Origin of the sequence: Arthrobacter sp. Y-9 (assembly GCF_029690065.1) — a bacterium.
Lineage (GTDB): Bacteria > Actinomycetota > Actinomycetes > Actinomycetales > Micrococcaceae > Arthrobacter_E.
Genome location: NZ_CP121463.1, coordinates 1262247 through 1278402, shown reverse-complemented (window position 1 = coordinate 1278402; position 16156 = coordinate 1262247). Strand labels below are relative to the sequence as shown.

Sequence of the window (16156 nt, the reverse complement as noted above, 5' to 3'; positions counted from 1 at the left end):
CACGGTCCCGTATGGCGGGAATCCGGTGGCGTCCGGCGCGGTGTGCGCCGGCCTGGCGGCGCGGTCAGCCGCGGCGGAAGAGGCTCACCGCGTCACGCATGGCGGAACGGGCGCGACGGCGGTCCCCCGCGGCGTCGTACGCGCAGCTCAGCCGGAACCAGACGCGCCAGTCCTCCGGCGCCGCCTCGGCCTCCCGCTGGTACTTCACGAACTCGGCGTCGGCCGCCTCGCGGACGATCCGGCCGGCGGGCGTGCGGGGCAGATTGTCCGGCGGCAGTCCGCCTTCCTCCTCGAGCACCCGGGCCATCCGCTCGGTGCGTGCCCCGAACATCAGTTCCCGGATCAGCGCCCAGGCGCCCACCACCGGCAGCACGAGGTACGCCAGGCCCATCGCCTTCGCCACGGGCTGAGGATCCACCAGCAGCAGCACGGCCCGGTTGAACGTCACCACCAGGTAGAAGACCAGCAGCAGGGTGATGGCCCCCACCCAGATCTTGGTCTTGTACGCGGCCCAGAACTCCTTCATCTACAGCCCCAGATCCAGGTAGCCGTCGAGCCCATGGGTCAGACCCGGGTGGCCGGCGACCTCGCGCAGGCCCAGGAGCACGCCGGGCATGAAGGACGCGCGGTCGTAGGAATCGTGGCGGATGGTCAGCTGCTCGCCCGGGCCGCCCAGCAGAACCTCCTGGTGGGCCACCAGACCGCGGAGCCGGACACTGTGGACGTGGACCCCGTCAACGACGGCGCCCCGCGCGCCGAGCGGGTCGCTCTGCGTCGCGTCGGGGCTCGCCGGGACCCCTGCCGCCTCCCGCGCGGCGGCGATCAGTTCGGCGGTGCGCGCCGCGGTGCCGGACGGGGCGTCCACCTTGTCCGGGTGGTGCAGTTCGACGATCTCCACGGATTCGAAGTAGCGGGAGGCCTTGGCCGCGAAGGCGCTGGCCAGCACGGACCCGAGGGCGAAGTTCGGGGCGATCAGCACGCCGACCCCGGGACGCGTGGCGAGCAGTTCACGGAGCGACGCGAGCCGCTCCGGAGTCCAGCCGGTGGTGCCGACCACCGCGTGCAGGCCGTGCTCGACCGCGAAACGGACATTGCGCTCCGTGGAGTCCGGCACACTCAGGTCCACCACGTGGGTGGCGCCGGCGTCGAGGATGGTCTCGAGCCCGTCCTGGCGGCGCAGCGCGGCGACCAGCTCCAGGTCAGGAGCCGCCTCCACGGCCTTCACGGCCTCGCCGCCCATGCGCCCGCCCGCGCCGATCACTGCCACTCTAATGCTCATGGTTCAAGCGTATCGGTGCGCCGGGCACGCACTGAAAACGGGGACGTCCCCGTGGGACGAGGGGTCTTGGAGGCAGAGCCTCAGACGCCCACCCATTCGACGGTCCCGTCCGAGAAGAACTGCTCCTTCCAGATGGGCACCTCCGCCTTGACGCGCTCGACGATGTCCGAGCAGAGGGCGAACGCCTCCCGCCGGTGCGGGGTCGCGACCGCGCACACGAGCGCCGCGTCACCGATCGAGAGCGCACCGACACGGTGCGAGACCCAGAGCGTCGCCTCGCCGTGGGCGTCCCCCAGCTCCGCGACGATCCGGTCGAGGGCATCCTGGGCACTGGGGTGGGCCGAGTAGTTGAGACGGTCCACGGACCGGCCGCCGTCGTGGTCGCGGACCACGCCGCAGAAGGTCACGACGGCGCCGGCCCGGTCGTGCGACACGGCCTCCAGGGCCATGTCGGCGGAGATCGGCGCCGAGCTCAGTTCCGCGAACAGGACGCGGGCGTGCTGTTCGTTTGCCGTGGGCTGGGCGGTCTCAGTCGGCCGCGTGTTGTCAGTGGGCTGTGCGTTCTCAGTGGTCATGATGTTCTCCCTGGGCCTGGGCGCAGATGTGGCTGATGAGCGGGTCGAGGACCCCGAGGCCGTCCATGACGCCCTTCGGGGACCCCGGCAGGTTGACCACCAGGCAGTCACCGGACAGGCCGGCGTACCCCCGGCTCAGGGCGGCGAACGGGGTCTTGGCGAGGCCGACCGCGCGGATGGCCTCCATGAGACCGGGCACCTGGCGGTCCAGGAGGGGAAGGGTCTCTTCCGGGGTGAGGTCATCCGGGGTCAGGCCGGTGCCCCCGGTGGTGATCACGACGGCGGAGCCCACCTGCACGAGCGCGCGGAGAGCGGCGCCGACGGCCGCGCCGTCGGGCACCACGACAGGCTCCCCCACCTCGAAGCCGTGTTCCCGCAGCCAGTCCACCAGCACCGGGCCGGTCAGGTCTTCGGCGAGTCCTGCCGCGGCGCTCGTGGAGGCCACCACCACTCCTGCGCGGTTCTTCCTCAGTCCGTGGCTCATCGCGTCCAGTCCCCGCTCTTGCCGCCGCTCTTGGCGAGCACCTGGATGTCCGTGATGACCGCATGCTTGTCCACGGCCTTGATCATGTCGTAGACGCCGAGAGCCGCGACGCTCGCCGCCGTGAGGGCCTCCATCTCCACCCCGGTCACGCCGCGGGTCTTGACCAGCGCTTCGATGCGGACGGCGTCCTCCAGGAGCTCGAAGTCCACCGTGACCTTGGAGATCGGCAGCGGATGACACAGCGGCACGAGTTCCGGTGTCTTCTTCGCGGCCATGATACCGGCGACGCGGGCCACGGCGAGCGCGTCACCCTTGGGCAGACCGCCCTCCCCGAGGAGCCGCAGGACCTCGGGGGTGGTCCGGAGCACCGCCTGGGCCGTGGCCACGCGCGTCGTCTCCTCCTTGGCCGAGACATCGACCATGTGGGCGCTGCCGTCGGCCCGGACATGGGTCAGCTGAGGGCCGTCTCCGGCCTGGGGTTGCGTCATACGATCCATACTTCCACTTCGGCGCCGTCGTCGGCGCGCTCGAGGCCCACGGGGAGGTGGACCAGACAATCAGCCTGCGCCAGGGCGTGCAGGAGGTGCGATCCGGGGCCGCCTTCGAGACGGACCCGCCCGTCCCGCAGGACGCCCCGCCGCACCTGGTGCTTGGCCGCCGGGCTGTCCGCCGCGCCCTCGAGCACGGCCCGGACACTCGGGCGTGAACCCGCCAGGAGGGGCCGGAGGAACATCTCGAACGAGACGAGGGAACTCACGGGGTTGCCCGGGAATCCCAGGAACGGCACGGGCCCGCTCGCGATGGTCACGGATCCGAGGGCCTGGGGTCCGCCCGGCTGCAGAGCGACGGCGACGAAGTCCACGCCGTCCTCCAGGCCCTGCTTGACCACTTCGAAGGCCCCCTGGCTGATGCCGCCCGTGCTCACCACGAGGTCCACCCCGTCGAGCCGGGCGAGCGCAGCCCGCAGCCCGTCCGGGCTGTCCTCCTGCGCCTGCACCAGGCTCACTTTCGCGCCGGCGTCGTCGAGCGCGGCCGCGAGCATGGGACCGTTCGAGTCGTAGATCCGCCCCGGAGGAAGGGTCTCCCCCGGCTGGACGAGTTCGTCCCCGGTGCTGAGCACCGCCACCCGCAGAGCCTCGCGCACCGGGACGTCGACCAGGCCGAGTGCGGCCAGCAGCGCGATCTGCGGCGCGCCGAGCCGCACCCCGGCGTCCAGCACCATGGTCCCGCGGGCCACGTCACTCCCCCGGGCGCGGACGAACTGCCCCGCAGGCGCCTCCGGCAGGGCCACCTCCTCGCCGGTCGTCACGAAGCGCGAAGGCTCGGCGGCTTCCACGGGCACGACGGCGTCGGCCCAGGCCGGCATCATCGCGCCGGTCATGATCGGGGCGGCGGAGCGCGGGCCGGGTTCCGGCGCGAGCGCCGCTTCGGCGTGCCCCGCCGCAATGGTCGCCACGGCGGTCAGGCGCCCCGGCACGTCCGCGGACCGGATCGCGTACCCGTCCATCTGGGAGTTGTCGAACGGCGGAAGGTCCAGCGGCGCGGTCACCGGCCGTGCCAGCACCCGGCCACGGGCCTCCGCGAGCGGCACGGCGACGACCTCCCGGTCCAGGCGGTCCAGCGTCGGACGGAGCAGGTCCCGAACGGCCGCCGCGTGCTCGTCGACGCTCCGGCGGCCTCGGGAGGCGCGCGGAGCGGACGGCTCGGAATGCGAAGTCATGGCCCCATTGTGGCAGGCGTGACGGGTGCCGACGCGACTCGCGGGCCGGGGACGCGGACGAGAGTGCGCCCGTGGTCCGGCATCACCGCATGGTGACCGCGCCGTGGACGCCCCACCGTAGATGTCACGGATCATCCGATCCTGAAGGTGACCGTGTGCAGGCCGCTGGAGCCGTTCGGCGCAGGTGGAGCCACATCCGTGGACTGGGGCTGGCCGTCGCGGCCCGTCATCCGGACCGTGAACCGGTGTTCCCCTGCAGCGGGGGCGCCTCCGCTCAGGCCGGCGAGCGGCAGCGACCACTGCCGCCAGGAGTCCGTGCCGCCGTCGCCGCCCAGGCGCGCGGGCTGCCACGCGCCGTCGTCGAGCCGCACGTCCACGGAGGCCACGCCGACGCCCTGGGCCCAGGCCACTCCGCCGATGACGGCGTCCTGCCCGACCGTCGCGCCCCGGCGGGGCGTGTCGATGCGGCTGGATCGCTTGATGGGACCGTGATCGGACCAGCCGCGGGACGTCCAGTACGCCATGTCCTGGGCGAACGTGGTGACCTTGAGTTCGGTGACCCATTTGGTCGCGGAGACGTAGCCGTACAGGCCCGGCACCACGAGACGCACCGGGAATCCGTGCTCCGGCGGCAGGGGTTCCCCGTTCATGCCGATCGCCAGCAGAGCGCCGCGCGCATCGCTCAGGGCCTCCAGCGGAGTGCTCGCGGTGAAACCGTCCACACTCCGGGAGAGGACCATGTCGGCGCCCGGGCGGACCCCCGCCTGGGCGAGGAGTTCGCGCACGGGCCAGCCGAGCCAGCGGGCATTGCCCACGAGGTCACCGCCCACCTCGTTGGACACGCAGGCGAGGGTGACGTCGAGTTCGCGCAGGGGTTTCGCGAGCAGTTCGTCGAAGGTGAGGGTGATCTCGCGGTCCACCTGGCCCGTGACCTTGAGGGACCAGGTGGCCGGGTCCACGAAAGGCACCACCAGTGCGGTGTCGATCCGGTAGAACTCTCCGTTGGGTGTGGCCCACGGCGAGATGCCGGGCACCGGGAGATCCGCCGGGGCGGGCGGGGCCGGCTTCGCCGGGGCGGGGAGTTTCAGGGCGGCCCGCGCCGTCTGGTAACCGTTCCGGGCGCCGCGCGCCACGGCCGTGCCCGCCGCGAGGACGGCGATCCCCACGGCGCTCGCGCCGATCGCACCGAGGAAGCGCCGCCGGGTGCTCGAAGCCGCCGCGCCGGATCCCTCCGCGGGCCGCGTCTCATTCCCGGCCCACCCGGCGAGCCGCGTGATCAGCAGGGACAGCACGACGCCGGCCACCACCCCGGACAGCAGGCCCAGCAGCGCCGGCACGGCGCCGCCATCGGGCCTCACAGCGCCGGCCCAGGCCGCGACGACGCCGACCGCCGCCGCGAGGACGACACCGACGCGGCGGCGACGGAGTTCCAGGATCCCGGCCAGCGCCGCCAGCACCCCGGCGATCACGCGCATGAGGATGCCGAACACCGTCTTGTCCGAGGTCCCGAAGCTGGCGATCGCCCACTCCTTGACGGGTGCGGGAACGGCGTCGATCACCATGCCGCCCACCGCGTTCAAGGGGGTCAGCGAGGGGCTCAGCCAGGTGCTGAGGAACTCGCCCGCGAGCACTCCGGCTCCCACGGCGAGCAGACCGCACACGGCGGCCAGCACCGTCAGCCGCCATGCCTGGGGCTTGCCGTGCCGTGACGCCGCCATGGCTTCCTGGGAGGGCGAGGCACCGTTCATGGCTCCAGACTAGGCCGGTGACACCGATCAAGAGCCGGTGATCGGCAGTTATGACAAGACTGAAACATCCCGGGGCCGTCCGGCTGGCGTAGGGTGAAAGACATGGAGAACACCGCACACGATGCGGGCGTGCGCGTAGCCCTCGGCATGCCCGGGCTTCCCCCTGCCGTGCGGGAGGGCGACCCGTCGCCGATGCCCGATCACAGCGGACTCCTGGACCGCTTCGGGCGCCTCGCGACCGACCTCCGGGTCTCCCTGATCGACAAGTGCAACCTGCGCTGCACCTACTGCATGCCCGCCAACGGTCTCGACTGGATGGCCAAGGATCGCCTCATGACCCAGGACGAGATCCGCCGTCTGGTGCGTCTGGCCGTGGAGCGGCTGGGCGTCCGCGAGCTGCGCCTCACCGGTGGCGAGCCGCTCGTCCGCGCAGATCTGGTGGAGATCATAGCCGGGCTGCGAGCCGACCATCCGGACCTGCCCATCTCGATGACCACGAACGCCGTCGGGCTGGAGTCACGGGCTCAGGCCCTGCGGGACGCCGGGCTGAGCAGGATCAACGTCTCCCTCGACTCCATTCACCCCGAAACGTTCGCCACGCTGACCCGGCGCAACTTCCTGGACCAGGTGCTGCGTGGCGTCGAAGCCGCAGCCCGGGCCGGGCTGACGCCCCTGAAGCTCAACGCGGTCCTCATGCGTGGCCTCAACGACCACCAGGCGCCGGATCTGCTGGCGTGGGCGCTGGAACACGGCTACGAGCTGCGGTTCATCGAGCAGATGCCGCTGGACGCGGACCACATCTGGCAGCGCGAACAGCTCATCACCGCCGCGCAGACCCGGGAGATCATCGAGGAACGCTTCGAGCTCGGCCCCGATCCGCGGCAGCGCGACGGCGCCCCGGCGGAACGCTTCACGGTGCGGTCGCGGGAGACCGGCGAGGTGCTGGGCACAGTGGGCATCATCGCGTCCGTGACGGAGCCGTTCTGCTCCGATTGCCGGCGCACCCGCCTCACCGCCGAGGGCAAGGTCATGAGCTGCCTCTTCTCCCGCGAGGAGTTCGACCTCCTCGGGCCGCTCCGTTCCGGCGCGGATGACGCTGAACTGGTGCGCCGCTGGCAGGAGGCCATGTGGGTCAAGCCGAAGGCCCACGGCATGGGCCATGTGGGACTGGACGCCCCCGATTTCGTGCAGCCGGACCGCTCCATGAGCGCCATCGGCGGCTGAGTCACGCAGAGTCACCCAGGAGAACAGAACAGATGATCACGGTACGGTACTTCGCCGCGGCCAAGGCCGCCGCCGGGCTGGACGAGGAGCGCATCGACCCCGCTGCGTCCGCTCTCCCTGACGCCGACGGCGCAGCCCCCGCCGCGGCCCCGTTCACCCTGGGCACACTCCTGGAGACGTTGCTGCGGCTCGAGCGCCCCGGCACCGCCTCAGACGCCCCGGAACTCTCCCGGGTGCTCTCCCGGAGCTCGTTCCTCATCAACGGCGTGGCCGCGAAGGACCACGCCAAGCCCCTCTCCCCCGGCGACACGGTGGATGTCCTCCCACCCTTCGCCGGCGGCTGACCACCTCCCGACGCGCCGAAGCCGTCCGGAACAGCAGAAAACTGACGGAGGATCTGCGGCCGACGGCGTCAAGGGGCCCCATGCCCTGACCACGGCGGGAGCCGCGAACAGGGGCATGGGGATAGCCGTCAGAGCAGATCCTCCGTCAGTTTTTCGTTAAAGCCCGAACGTCTCCGACTCGTCGAAGGGTCCGACGACGGTGATGGTGCGAGGACGCCCGGCCATGTCCCGCGCCAGGTCCAGGACCTCGTCCGCGGTCACGGCGTCGATCCGCGCGAGCGTGTCATCGATGCTCTGGAACTCGCCGGACACCAGTTCCGCACGGCCCAGGCGGGACATCCGGGAGCCGGTGTCCTCGAGCGCCAGCACGATCCCGCCGGAGAGCTGGCCCTTGGCCTTGCTCAGTTCCGACTCCGTGATGCCGTGTTCCGCGAGCTTGTCCAGTTCGGCCTGGAGCAGGGTGATGACCTGCCCCACCTTGGCCGGGCTGCAGCCCGCGTACAGGCCGAAGTAGCCCGTGTCCGCGTAGCTCGACGAGAAGGAGTACGTGGAATACACCAGGCCCTTCTTCTCGCGGATCTCCTGGAACAGACGGGAGGACATGCCTCCGCCGAGCACGGAGTTCAGCACGCTCATCACGTAACGGCGGGAGTCGCCGGCCACCAGCCCCGGGCAGCCCAGGATGATGTTGGCCTGCTCCACCTGCCGCTTCACGACGGTGAGGCCCGGCTGTCCGGAGATCTCGGCCGGCACGGAGGACCTGCGGGGTTTCGGCGCGGTGCCCTGCGTCAGGGGCCAGCCGGCGGACCGGAGCGCCTCCTCCACGAGCGAGCACACGACGTCGTGGTCCAGCCCACCGGCGGCGGTGACCACCAGCTCCTGGGGACGGTAGTGCTGCTGGTAGTGCTCCCAGACGGAGTCCCGCGCCACGGCGCGGATGGCTTCGGGGGTGCCCCCGATCGGGCGGCCCAGCGGGTGCTCGCCGAGGACGGCGGAGACGAAGTGCTCGTGCGCCACATCGGTGGGATCGTCCGCGTCCATGGCGATCTCTTCGAGGATGACCTCGCGCTCCTGCTCCAGTTCCTCGGGGTCGAGGACGGCGCCGGTGATCATGTCCGCGATGACGTCGATCGCCATCGGCAGATCACGGTCGAGCACACGGGCGTAGTAGCAGGTGCTCTCTTTCGCGGTGGCCGCGTTGGACTCGCCGCCCACCTCGTCGAAGGCGGAGGCGATCTCCAGGGCGGTCCGGCGTCGGGTGCCCTTGAAGAGCAGATGCTCGAGGAAGTGGGTGGAGCCGTGCTGGCCGCCCACCTCGTCGCGGGAGCCCACGCCGACCCAGAAACCGATGGTCGCGGAGCGCTGACCCGGCATCGATTCGGTGAGGACACGGACGCCACCCGGAAGGATGGTCCGGCGGACTTCTGCCCCATCATGAGCGTGGAGCAGGACCGGACGGCCCTGCTCCACGCTCAGAGGCAGCTCAGTGGCTGCCACGTACTACTCGCCAGCCGGGGCTTCAGCCTCGTCCTCAACCACCGGGGAGAGGGAGAGCTTGCCACGGTCGTCGATCTTGGTGATCTCCACCTGGACCTTCTGGCCCACGGAGACGACGTCCTCGACGTTGTCCACACGCTTGCCACCGGCGAGCTTGCGCAGCTCGGTGACGTGCAGGAGGCCGTCCTTGCCCGGGGTCAGGGAGACGAACGCACCGAAGGTGGTGGTCTTGACCACGGTGCCCAGGTAGCGCTCACCGATCTCAGGGATCTGCGGGTTCGCGATGGCGTTGATCGCGGAACGGGCAGCCTCGGCGGACGGGCCGTTGGTGGCGCCGATGTAGACGGTGCCGTCGTCCTCGATGGAGATGTCCGCGCCGGTGTCCTCCTGGATCTGGTTGATCATCTTGCCCTTCGGGCCGATGACCTCGCCGATCTTGTCCACGGGGATCTTCACGGCGATGACGCGGGGGGCGAACTCGGAGAGCTCGTCCGGGGTGTCGATCGCGGCGTTGAGCACGTCGAGGATGTGGAGGCGGGCCTCACGGGCCTGCTTCAGCGCGGCGGCCAGCACGGAGGCGGGGATGCCGTCGAGCTTGGTGTCGAGCTGGATGGCCGTGACGAACTCGCGGGTACCGGCGACCTTGAAGTCCATGTCACCGAAGGCGTCCTCGGCGCCGAGGATGTCGGTCAGGGCCGCGTAGCGGGTCTGACCGTCGACCTCGTCGGACACCAGGCCCATGGCGATGCCGGCGACGGGGGCCTTCAGCGGCACACCGGCGTTCAGCAGGGACAGGGTGGAGGCGCAGACGGAACCCATCGACGTCGAGCCGTTGGAGCCGAGAGCCTCGGACACCTGACGGATCGCGTACGGGAACTCCTCGCGGCTCGGCAGCACCGGCACCAGGGCGCGCTCGGCGAGAGCACCATGGCCGATTTCGCGGCGCTTCGGGGAACCGACGCGGCCGGTTTCACCGGTGGAGTACGGCGGGAAGTTGTAGTTGTGCATGTAGCGCTTGGTCTTCTCCGGCGACAGGGAGTCGATCTGCTGCTCCATCTTGAGCATGTTCAGCGTGGTGACACCCATGATCTGGGTCTCGCCGCGCTCGAAGATGGCGGAACCGTGCACGCGGGGCAGGACCTCGACCTCGGCGGTGAGCTGACGGATGTCCGTCAGACCACGGCCGTCGATGCGGACCTGGTCCTTGAGGATGCGCTGGCGCACGACCTGCTTGGTGACGGAGCGGAAGGCGGCGGAAAGCTCCTTCTCGCGGCCCTCGAACTGCTCGGAGAGGGAAGCGACGACTTCGTCCTTGAGCGCGTCGGAGGCGGCGTCGCGCTCCTGCTTGTCCGCGATCTGGAAGACCTCGGCCAGGCGGCCGGCAGCAGCGGCCTCGACGGCGGCGAACACGTCGTCCTGGTAGTCCAGGAAGACGGGGAACTCGACCGTGGGCTTGGCGGCACGGGCGGCCAGATCGGCCTGAGCCTCGCACAGGGCCTTGATGAACGGCTTGGCGGCCTCGAGGCCCTCGGCCACGACCTCTTCGGTGGGGGCGGTGGCGCCCTGTTCCTTGATGAGGTTCCAGGAGTTGTCGGTGGCCTCGGCCTCGACCATCATGATCGCGACGTCGTCACCGGCGATGCGGCCGGCCACGACCATGTCGAACACGGCGTTCTCGAGCTGGGAGTGCTTCGGGAAGGCGACCCACTGGGTGCCCTGCTCGTCAGCGATCAGCGCGACGCGGACGCCGCCGATCGGGCCGGAGAACGGCAGACCGGAGAGCTGGGTGGACATGGAGGACGCGTTGATGGCGACCACGTCGTAGAGCTCGTCCGGGTTGATCGCCAGAACGGTGACGACGATCTGGACCTCGTTGCGCAGGCCCTTCACGAAGGCGGGGCGCAGCGGGCGGTCCATCAGGCGGCAGGCCAGGATGGCTTCCGTGGACGGACGGCCTTCGCGGCGGAAGAAGCTGCCGGGGATGCGGCCGGCGGCGTACATGCGCTCTTCCACATCGACGGTGAGCGGGAAGAAGTCGAAGCCCTCACGCGGGTGCTTGCCCGCGGTGGTGGCGGAGAGCAGGGCGGTGTCATCGTCGATGTACACCATGGCCGCACCTGCGGCCTGCTTGGCCAGACGGCCGGTTTCAAAGCGGATCACGCGCTGGCCGAACCGGCCGTTGTCGATGATCGCTTCGGAGAACTGGATCTCGGGACCCTCCAAGGGTCACCTCCGTTTCATGTGTGAAGACCGTCCGCTCCAGCCCAGGGGCGGCGTCGCCGTCCTGTACGTCACCCGGTCTTCGATCGAGACTCTCGGGCCCAGGGCTTCAGGGCCCGTCCCGCGAGTCACTACCGAGGACCGCGAATGCGCGGATCCGGAAGGTCTTCTGCTGATGTGCTTTTCTGTCGAACTCAGTTTTCGCCAGTGCCGCAGGAAGCGGCCCACTCGAGGAGCGGGCCGCTTCCGGACCAACTAGCGGCGCAGGCCGAGACGCTCGATGAGCGAACGGTAGCGGTTGATGTCGGTGTCGTGCAGGTAACGCAGCATGCGCTTGCGGCGACCGACCAGAGCCATGAGGCCACGGCGGGTGTGGTGGTCGTGCTTGTGGAACTTCAGGTGCTCCGTCAGGTCAGAGATGCGCTTGGACAGCACAGCGATCTGAACCTCGGGGGAACCGGTGTCACCCTCGTGGGTGGCGAATTCCTGGATGATCTGCGTCTTTACGGCGGCGTCAAGTGCCACAGTGAACTCCTATGAGTTGTGCCGTGCGGCCCGGACAGAAACTCACTGCCGGGTAGCCACCTGCCGCCGAAGCGGGCAGGCAACAGATTCGGCAACCACGGACTGCAGCCGAATCCACCTGTCATTCTATCGTCATCCGCCGCACCTTGTCGAAAGGCCCGGTGAAGCCGCCGGCTTGGCCGCTTGTCCGGAAGGGCCGCTCCCACCAGACTGTCCTCATGGAGCCCGCACGCGCCACCCTCACGGAACAGCTCACGGCCGGCAAGGCCGCCCGGTCCTCCCATCCGCGCCGGGAACTGGCTCGGCTCACCACGGACGGACGGGAGTCCCTGGAGATCCTGGACCGGCAGAACGCGACGCGCGTCCCGTCCCTGGTCCCGCTGCGCGAGGAGAGGATGGCCGCCTCGCCGTTCGCCTTCTACCGCGGCGCCGCCGCCGTCATGGCGGCGGACCTCGCCCGCGACCCGAACAGCGGGATCCTGGTGGCCTCCTGCGGCGACGCCCACCTCGCCAACTTCGGGTTCTACGCCTCTCCGGAACGGAGCCTGGTGTTCGATCTCAACGACTTCGACGAGGCGGGCTGGGCGCCGTGGGAGTGGGATCTGAAACGCCTGGTCACGAGCCTTGTCATCGCCGGCCGGGACAGCGGGCGCAGTGCCGAGGTCATCGAGAACGCGGTACTGGCCGCCGTCGACGGCTACCGTCTGGGACTGGATGCGGCGCTCCGGCTGAGCCCCGTGGAGCGGTACTACACGAACGTCGATGCCGATCAGACGCTGAGCAGACTGGCCGGACCATCGCGGAAGGCTCTCCAGGACGCGATCACGAAGGCGCGGAAACGGACCACCGGGCAGGCGGCCCGCAAACTGACCCGCAAGGGCGAGGACGGCCGCATCCGGTTCGTGGACGATCCCCCCGTCATGGAGCACGTGGAAGCGGCCCTGACCCGCGACCTCAACGCGCTCTTCAAGGCCTACCAGCGCAATGTCGCGATCGACATCGCATTCCTCGTCCAGCACTACACACTCGCGGACTTCGCGCGCCGCGTGGTGGGCGTGGGAAGTGTCGGCACGCAGTGCTTCGTGCTGGCGCTGCAGGACTCCGCCGACGACGTGCTCATCCTCCAGGCGAAGGAGGCCCGCCGGAGCGTGCTGGCGGAGTTCGGCGGCATCACCCAGCCGCGCCCCTTGCTGGACGGGGTCGCCGAACGCGGTGAAGGCGCCCGTGTGGTGGGACTTCAGAAGATCCTTCAGGCGTGCTCGGACCCGTTCCTGGGCCATCTGCAGGCGCCGGAAGGAGACTTCTACCTGCGCCAGTTCCGCGACATGAAGGGCGGGATCGACGTCTCGACCCTCGAGGACGGCTCGTTCCACGGCTATGCCCAGGCGTGCGCCCTGCTGCTGTCCCGAGCCCACTCCCAGTCGCCGGCCGCCACGCGGATCGCCGGGTACCTCGGCCGGGGCCGGAAGGTGGGGTCGGCCCTGCTGGACTGGTCGCTCGCCTACGAGGAGGTCAATGCCGCGGACCACCGGGCGTTCGTGGACCGCCTCCGGTCCGGCTCCCCCGAGGGCAGGACCGCGGCCCCCTGAGCTCCTGCCGGCCCGGCGCCCGACCGGGCCTTGCGCCGCGCGGACGGCTCTTGACGGTCAGGCCTGCGGCGCGCCGACGCCGAGGATCTCGCGCGTCTGCGCGACGTCGAGGCACATCTGCTCGACGAGCGCTTCGGGACCCCGGTACGCGACCATCCCGCGCAGATGGGAGACGAACTCCACCACGATGCACTGGCCGTACAGGTTGAAGTTCTCCACCGGCTCATCCGGGCGGCCGATCACGTGCGCCTCGACCTGGCGCTGCACGCCTTCGAACGTGGGATTCGAGCCCACGGAGATGGCGGCCGGCCACCGAGTGCCGGCCTCGTCGACCAGCCACCCCGCGTAGATGCCGTCCGCGGGGACGAAACCCGAGGAGTCGTGGGCCAGATTGGCCGTGGGGAATCCGAGTTCGCGGCCGCGGGCGGCGCCATGGACCACCTCCCCGCGCATGCGATGCGGGCGGCCGAGCACCTCGGCGGCCTGCTCGACGTTCCCCGCGGCGAGGGCCTCACGCACCCACGTCGAGGAGCAGCGGCGCGAGAGGCCGCCGTCGTCGTCGCTGCCGAACTCGTCGATGACCTCCACCTGGAAGCCGAGTTCGCCGCCGAGCTCCCGCATGGTGTCCACATCGCCGCTGTTGCCGGCGCCGAAGCGGGTGTCGTGGCCGATCACGGCGCCGGAGGCCCGCAGGCCGTCCACCAGGACGTCCTGCACGAACCCGCGCGCGCTCATGGAAGCCAGCTCCGGCGTGTAGTGCATGACCAGGACGGCGTCGACGCCTTCCGCGCCGAGCGCTTCGATCCGGTCCTGCAGACCCATGATCAGCTCGGGCGCGTGCTCGGGGCGGTGGACCTGGGCGGGATGCGGGTCGAAGGTCACGACGACGGCGCGTGCGCCACCCTCGCGGGCGGCCTCGACCAGGCGGCTCAGGACTCTGCGGTGGCCCCGGTGCACGCCGTCGAAGTTCCCGATCGTCACCACGGTGGGACCGTAAGCTTCCGGGACCTCCGAGAGGTCCCGCCAAATGTCAACCATGAGCCATCCCCTACAAGAGCGGTCTGCCGCGGCTAGCGGCCTGTCAAGAATACCGGGTGCGCGGGCCGTGCGAGTTCCGGGCCGTCAGGCGGCGGCAGGCCGTCGCTTGTACAGCCACCAGAGGCCGAGCAGCGGCAGCAGGAGCGGCACGAAACCGTAGCCCTTGCCGAAACCGGACCAGACGGTGTCCGCCGGGAAGGCCTGGGCGTCGAACACGCTCAGGGCGCCGACCACCAGGACACCGAGGAGCTCCAGGCTGACGGCGACCACCGAGACGCGGAAGGACGCGGTGCCGCGGCGCGCGAGCGAGACCGTCGCGACGATGTACACCACGGCCGCCAGCGCCGACAGGAGGTAGGCCAGCGGAGCGGTGTGGAACTTGGTGGCGATCTGGTACGCGGCGCGGGCGGTGGCCGCGAGGGCGAAGATGCCGTAGACGGCGATCAGCAGACGGCCCGGCCCGGTGTTCCGGGTGTTGCCCTGTTCCGGGCTCGTCTGTTCCGTGTTGCTGGGGGTGGTCATCACCGAGTTCTCCCTTTAGTACCAGATCTGGTTCATGCGAGCGGCCATCACGAGCGCCGTCACGCCCACCACCGCCATGACGAAATTGCTCCAGCGGGTCCGTTCCACCACGGACCAGTAGACGGCGCCCAGCGGCAGGACCAGGGCGGTGAGCATGTAGCCCCAGAACTCCCAGGCCTCGCCCCGGATGCTCTCCCCCAGGCTCACCCGGATGATGGAGCCGACCAGGTAGACCAGCAGTGCGAGCCACACGGCCCCCACGGAGAGGATGGTGACGTCGTTGGGCTTCTTGCCCAGGGCACCGGCGACGGCGCAGATCACCGTGGAGGCGATGCCCACGACGGCGATGATCCAGAAGTAGGCGTCCATCACCGCTCCCCCGCGGCCTGGCCGGCCGGCGCCGACGGGGCGTCCGGCGGGAAGACGAGCACGGGCTTGGCGTGACGGCCGGAGTCGGCCAGGAGCGCGACCAGGGTGCCGTCCGGCGCGAAGGCGGCCACGGGATGCTCGGCGGTGCCCGGCTGCGCCTCGTCCCGGTGGATGCGGCGTCCGTGGGACAGGTCTTCGGCCTCTTCGGCCCTGAGTTCCCGGACCGGCATCAGATCGCGGGCGGCCTGGGCCAGGTCGAGGACCTGGAAGTCCTCCGCGAGCTGCTCGAGCGTCCGGGCGGCGCCGAGCGTGAAAGGCCCGACTTCGTGGCGGCGGAGGACCGTGAGGTGGCCCCCGACGCCGAGCGCGGCGCCCAGGTCGCGGGCGAGGGCACGGATGTAGGTTCCCGAGGAACACTCGACGTCCACGTCCACGTCCACGACGGCGCCGTCGTGGCGGATGTCCAGGACGTCGAAGCGGCGGATGGTCACGGGACGTGCTGCCAGCGCCACGTCCTCACCGGCGCGCACGCGGGCGTAGGAGCGTTCGCCGTTGACCTTGATCGCACTGACACTGCTGGGCACCTGCTGGATGTCGCCAAGGAACGCCAGGACGGCGTCGCGGATCGACTGGTCATCCACGGAGGAGGCGTCCTGTTCGGCGGTGATCTCGCCTTCCGCGTCATCGGTCACGGTGGACTGACCCAGGCGGATGGTGGCGGTGTAGCGCTTGCCGGTGCCCACGATGTAGGTCAGCAGGCGGGTGGCCTTGTTGACGCCGACCACCAGGACGCCGGTGGCCATGGGATCCAGGGTGCCGGCATGACCCACCTTGCGGGTTCCCGCCAGCCGACGCATACGGGCCACGACATCGTGGCTCGTCCAACCCTGTGGTTTATCCACGATCACCAGTCCCGAAAGCACGCCTTCCAGTATAGGAGGTCGCGGGCGGCACTCTTCCCCCGGAGGGCCTGCACCCCACGAGGGACCGGGCTGTCACAGCCGGTTGCAGGGGCCGCCTCC

General features: G+C 70.4%; 17 protein-coding genes. 3 read left to right on the top strand and 14 right to left on the bottom strand.

The genetic code is table 11. The features are described 5' to 3' along the window. Nucleotides 1–64: 64 nt before the first annotated feature. The 7 genes from P9849_RS05610 to P9849_RS05580 all read right to left on the bottom strand — a co-directional run bounded on the left by P9849_RS05610 (nucleotide 65) and on the right by P9849_RS05580 (nucleotide 5806). Nucleotides 65–526 carry a hypothetical protein gene (locus P9849_RS05610; protein ID WP_278268676.1) on the bottom strand — a complete coding sequence of 154 codons (462 nt, stop codon included), beginning with the start codon at nucleotides 524–526 and terminating at the stop codon, nucleotides 65–67. Continuing rightward, a complete protein-coding gene (gene dapB / locus P9849_RS05605; RefSeq protein WP_278268674.1) occupies nucleotides 527–1279 on the bottom strand; it encodes a 4-hydroxy-tetrahydrodipicolinate reductase in 753 nt (250 codons plus the stop codon). Nucleotides 1280–1359: 80 nt separating this feature from the next. Further along, nucleotides 1360–1728, bottom strand: coding sequence for a molybdenum cofactor biosynthesis protein MoaE (locus P9849_RS05600; RefSeq protein ID WP_278269107.1), 369 nt, complete (start codon nucleotides 1726–1728; stop codon nucleotides 1360–1362). A gap of 115 nt (nucleotides 1729–1843) precedes the next feature. Further along, a complete protein-coding gene (locus P9849_RS05595) occupies nucleotides 1844–2338 on the bottom strand; it encodes a MogA/MoaB family molybdenum cofactor biosynthesis protein (RefSeq protein ID WP_278268673.1) in 495 nt (164 codons plus the stop codon). Continuing rightward, complete coding sequence (moaC, locus tag P9849_RS05590) at nucleotides 2335–2835, bottom strand: cyclic pyranopterin monophosphate synthase MoaC (RefSeq protein ID WP_066215307.1); 501 nt, start codon at nucleotides 2833–2835, stop codon at nucleotides 2335–2337. The genes P9849_RS05595 and moaC overlap by 4 nt, the downstream gene beginning before the upstream one ends. Continuing rightward, the gene (glp, locus tag P9849_RS05585) at nucleotides 2823–4058 is read right to left on the bottom strand and encodes a gephyrin-like molybdotransferase Glp (protein WP_278268672.1); all 1236 of its coding nucleotides are present in this window, start codon (nucleotides 4056–4058) and stop codon (nucleotides 2823–2825) included. The genes moaC and glp overlap by 13 nt, the downstream gene beginning before the upstream one ends. Nucleotides 4059–4189: 131 nt before the next feature. Next, on the bottom strand, nucleotides 4190–5806 hold the full coding sequence (locus tag P9849_RS05580; protein ID WP_278268671.1) for a molybdopterin-dependent oxidoreductase: 1617 nt from the start codon (nucleotides 5804–5806) through the stop codon (nucleotides 4190–4192). A 192-nt stretch (nucleotides 5807–5998) separates the two neighbouring features. Between P9849_RS05580 and moaA the strand changes: the two genes are divergently transcribed. Then, a complete protein-coding gene (gene moaA / locus P9849_RS05575; RefSeq protein WP_278269106.1) occupies nucleotides 5999–7030 on the top strand; it encodes a GTP 3',8-cyclase MoaA in 1032 nt (343 codons plus the stop codon). A 35-nt stretch (nucleotides 7031–7065) separates the two neighbouring features. Further along, nucleotides 7066–7374, top strand: a complete 309-nt coding sequence (locus P9849_RS05570) for a MoaD/ThiS family protein (protein WP_278269105.1) — start codon at nucleotides 7066–7068, stop codon at nucleotides 7372–7374. Between the two features lie 156 nt (nucleotides 7375–7530). Here the strand turns inward: P9849_RS05570 and P9849_RS05565 are convergent, their stop codons facing one another. The 3 genes from P9849_RS05565 to rpsO form a co-directional block, all read right to left on the bottom strand. Beyond that, the gene (locus P9849_RS05565; protein WP_278269104.1) at nucleotides 7531–8856 is read right to left on the bottom strand and encodes a pitrilysin family protein; all 1326 of its coding nucleotides are present in this window, start codon (nucleotides 8854–8856) and stop codon (nucleotides 7531–7533) included. Nucleotides 8857–8874: 18 nt separating this feature from the next. After that, a complete protein-coding gene (locus P9849_RS05560) occupies nucleotides 8875–11094 on the bottom strand; it encodes a polyribonucleotide nucleotidyltransferase (RefSeq protein ID WP_278268670.1) in 2220 nt (739 codons plus the stop codon). Nucleotides 11095–11346: 252 nt separating this feature from the next. After that, on the bottom strand, nucleotides 11347–11616 hold the full coding sequence (gene rpsO, locus P9849_RS05555; RefSeq protein ID WP_066215295.1) for a 30S ribosomal protein S15: 270 nt from the start codon (nucleotides 11614–11616) through the stop codon (nucleotides 11347–11349). Nucleotides 11617–11834: 218 nt separating this feature from the next. Here rpsO and P9849_RS05550 point away from each other — a divergent pair, with 218 nt between their 5' ends. Then, nucleotides 11835–13205, top strand: coding sequence for a DUF2252 domain-containing protein (locus P9849_RS05550; protein WP_278268669.1), 1371 nt, complete (start codon nucleotides 11835–11837; stop codon nucleotides 13203–13205). Between the two features lie 57 nt (nucleotides 13206–13262). Here P9849_RS05550 and P9849_RS05545 read toward each other — a convergent pair whose 3' ends face one another. The 4 genes from P9849_RS05545 to truB form a co-directional block, all read right to left on the bottom strand. Continuing rightward, nucleotides 13263–14243, bottom strand: a complete 981-nt coding sequence (locus P9849_RS05545; protein WP_278268668.1) for a bifunctional riboflavin kinase/FAD synthetase — start codon at nucleotides 14241–14243, stop codon at nucleotides 13263–13265. Nucleotides 14244–14327: 84 nt separating this feature from the next. After that, nucleotides 14328–14765 (bottom strand): hypothetical protein, encoded by a 438-nt coding sequence (locus tag P9849_RS05540; RefSeq protein ID WP_278268667.1) that lies wholly within the window; start codon nucleotides 14763–14765, stop codon nucleotides 14328–14330. A 15-nt stretch (nucleotides 14766–14780) separates the two neighbouring features. Next, nucleotides 14781–15134 carry a hypothetical protein gene (locus P9849_RS05535; protein ID WP_278268666.1) on the bottom strand — a complete coding sequence of 118 codons (354 nt, stop codon included), beginning with the start codon at nucleotides 15132–15134 and terminating at the stop codon, nucleotides 14781–14783. Next, the gene (truB, locus tag P9849_RS05530) at nucleotides 15134–16057 is read right to left on the bottom strand and encodes a tRNA pseudouridine(55) synthase TruB (RefSeq protein WP_278268665.1); all 924 of its coding nucleotides are present in this window, start codon (nucleotides 16055–16057) and stop codon (nucleotides 15134–15136) included. Before truB ends, P9849_RS05535 begins: the two co-directional genes overlap by 1 nt. Between the last annotated feature and the right edge of the window lie 99 nt (nucleotides 16058–16156).

Bases quoted from the DNA above. Each gene is read 5' to 3' on its own strand.
- P9849_RS05535 (WP_278268666.1), bottom strand. From the start codon at position 15,134: ATGGACGCCTACTTCTGGATCATCGCCGTCGTGGGCATCGCCTCCACG.
- P9849_RS05580 (WP_278268671.1), bottom strand. From the start codon at position 5,806: ATGAACGGTGCCTCGCCCTCCCAGGAAGCCATGGCGGCGTCACGGCAC.
- moaA (WP_278269106.1), top strand. From the start codon at position 5,999: ATGCCCGATCACAGCGGACTCCTGGACCGCTTCGGGCGCCTCGCGACC.
- glp (WP_278268672.1), bottom strand. From the start codon at position 4,058: ATGACTTCGCATTCCGAGCCGTCCGCTCCGCGCGCCTCCCGAGGCCGC.
- P9849_RS05545 (WP_278268668.1), bottom strand. From the start codon at position 14,243: ATGGTTGACATTTGGCGGGACCTCTCGGAGGTCCCGGAAGCTTACGGT.
- moaC (WP_066215307.1), bottom strand. From the start codon at position 2,835: ATGGATCGTATGACGCAACCCCAGGCCGGAGACGGCCCTCAGCTGACC.
- dapB (WP_278268674.1), bottom strand. From the start codon at position 1,279: ATGAGCATTAGAGTGGCAGTGATCGGCGCGGGCGGGCGCATGGGCGGC.
- P9849_RS05550 (WP_278268669.1), top strand. From the start codon at position 11,835: ATGGAGCCCGCACGCGCCACCCTCACGGAACAGCTCACGGCCGGCAAG.
- P9849_RS05540 (WP_278268667.1), bottom strand. From the start codon at position 14,765: ATGACCACCCCCAGCAACACGGAACAGACGAGCCCGGAACAGGGCAAC.
- P9849_RS05600 (WP_278269107.1), bottom strand. From the start codon at position 1,728: ATGGCCCTGGAGGCCGTGTCGCACGACCGGGCCGGCGCCGTCGTGACC.
- P9849_RS05610 (WP_278268676.1), bottom strand. From the start codon at position 526: ATGAAGGAGTTCTGGGCCGCGTACAAGACCAAGATCTGGGTGGGGGCC.
- P9849_RS05595 (WP_278268673.1), bottom strand. From the start codon at position 2,338: ATGAGCCACGGACTGAGGAAGAACCGCGCAGGAGTGGTGGTGGCCTCC.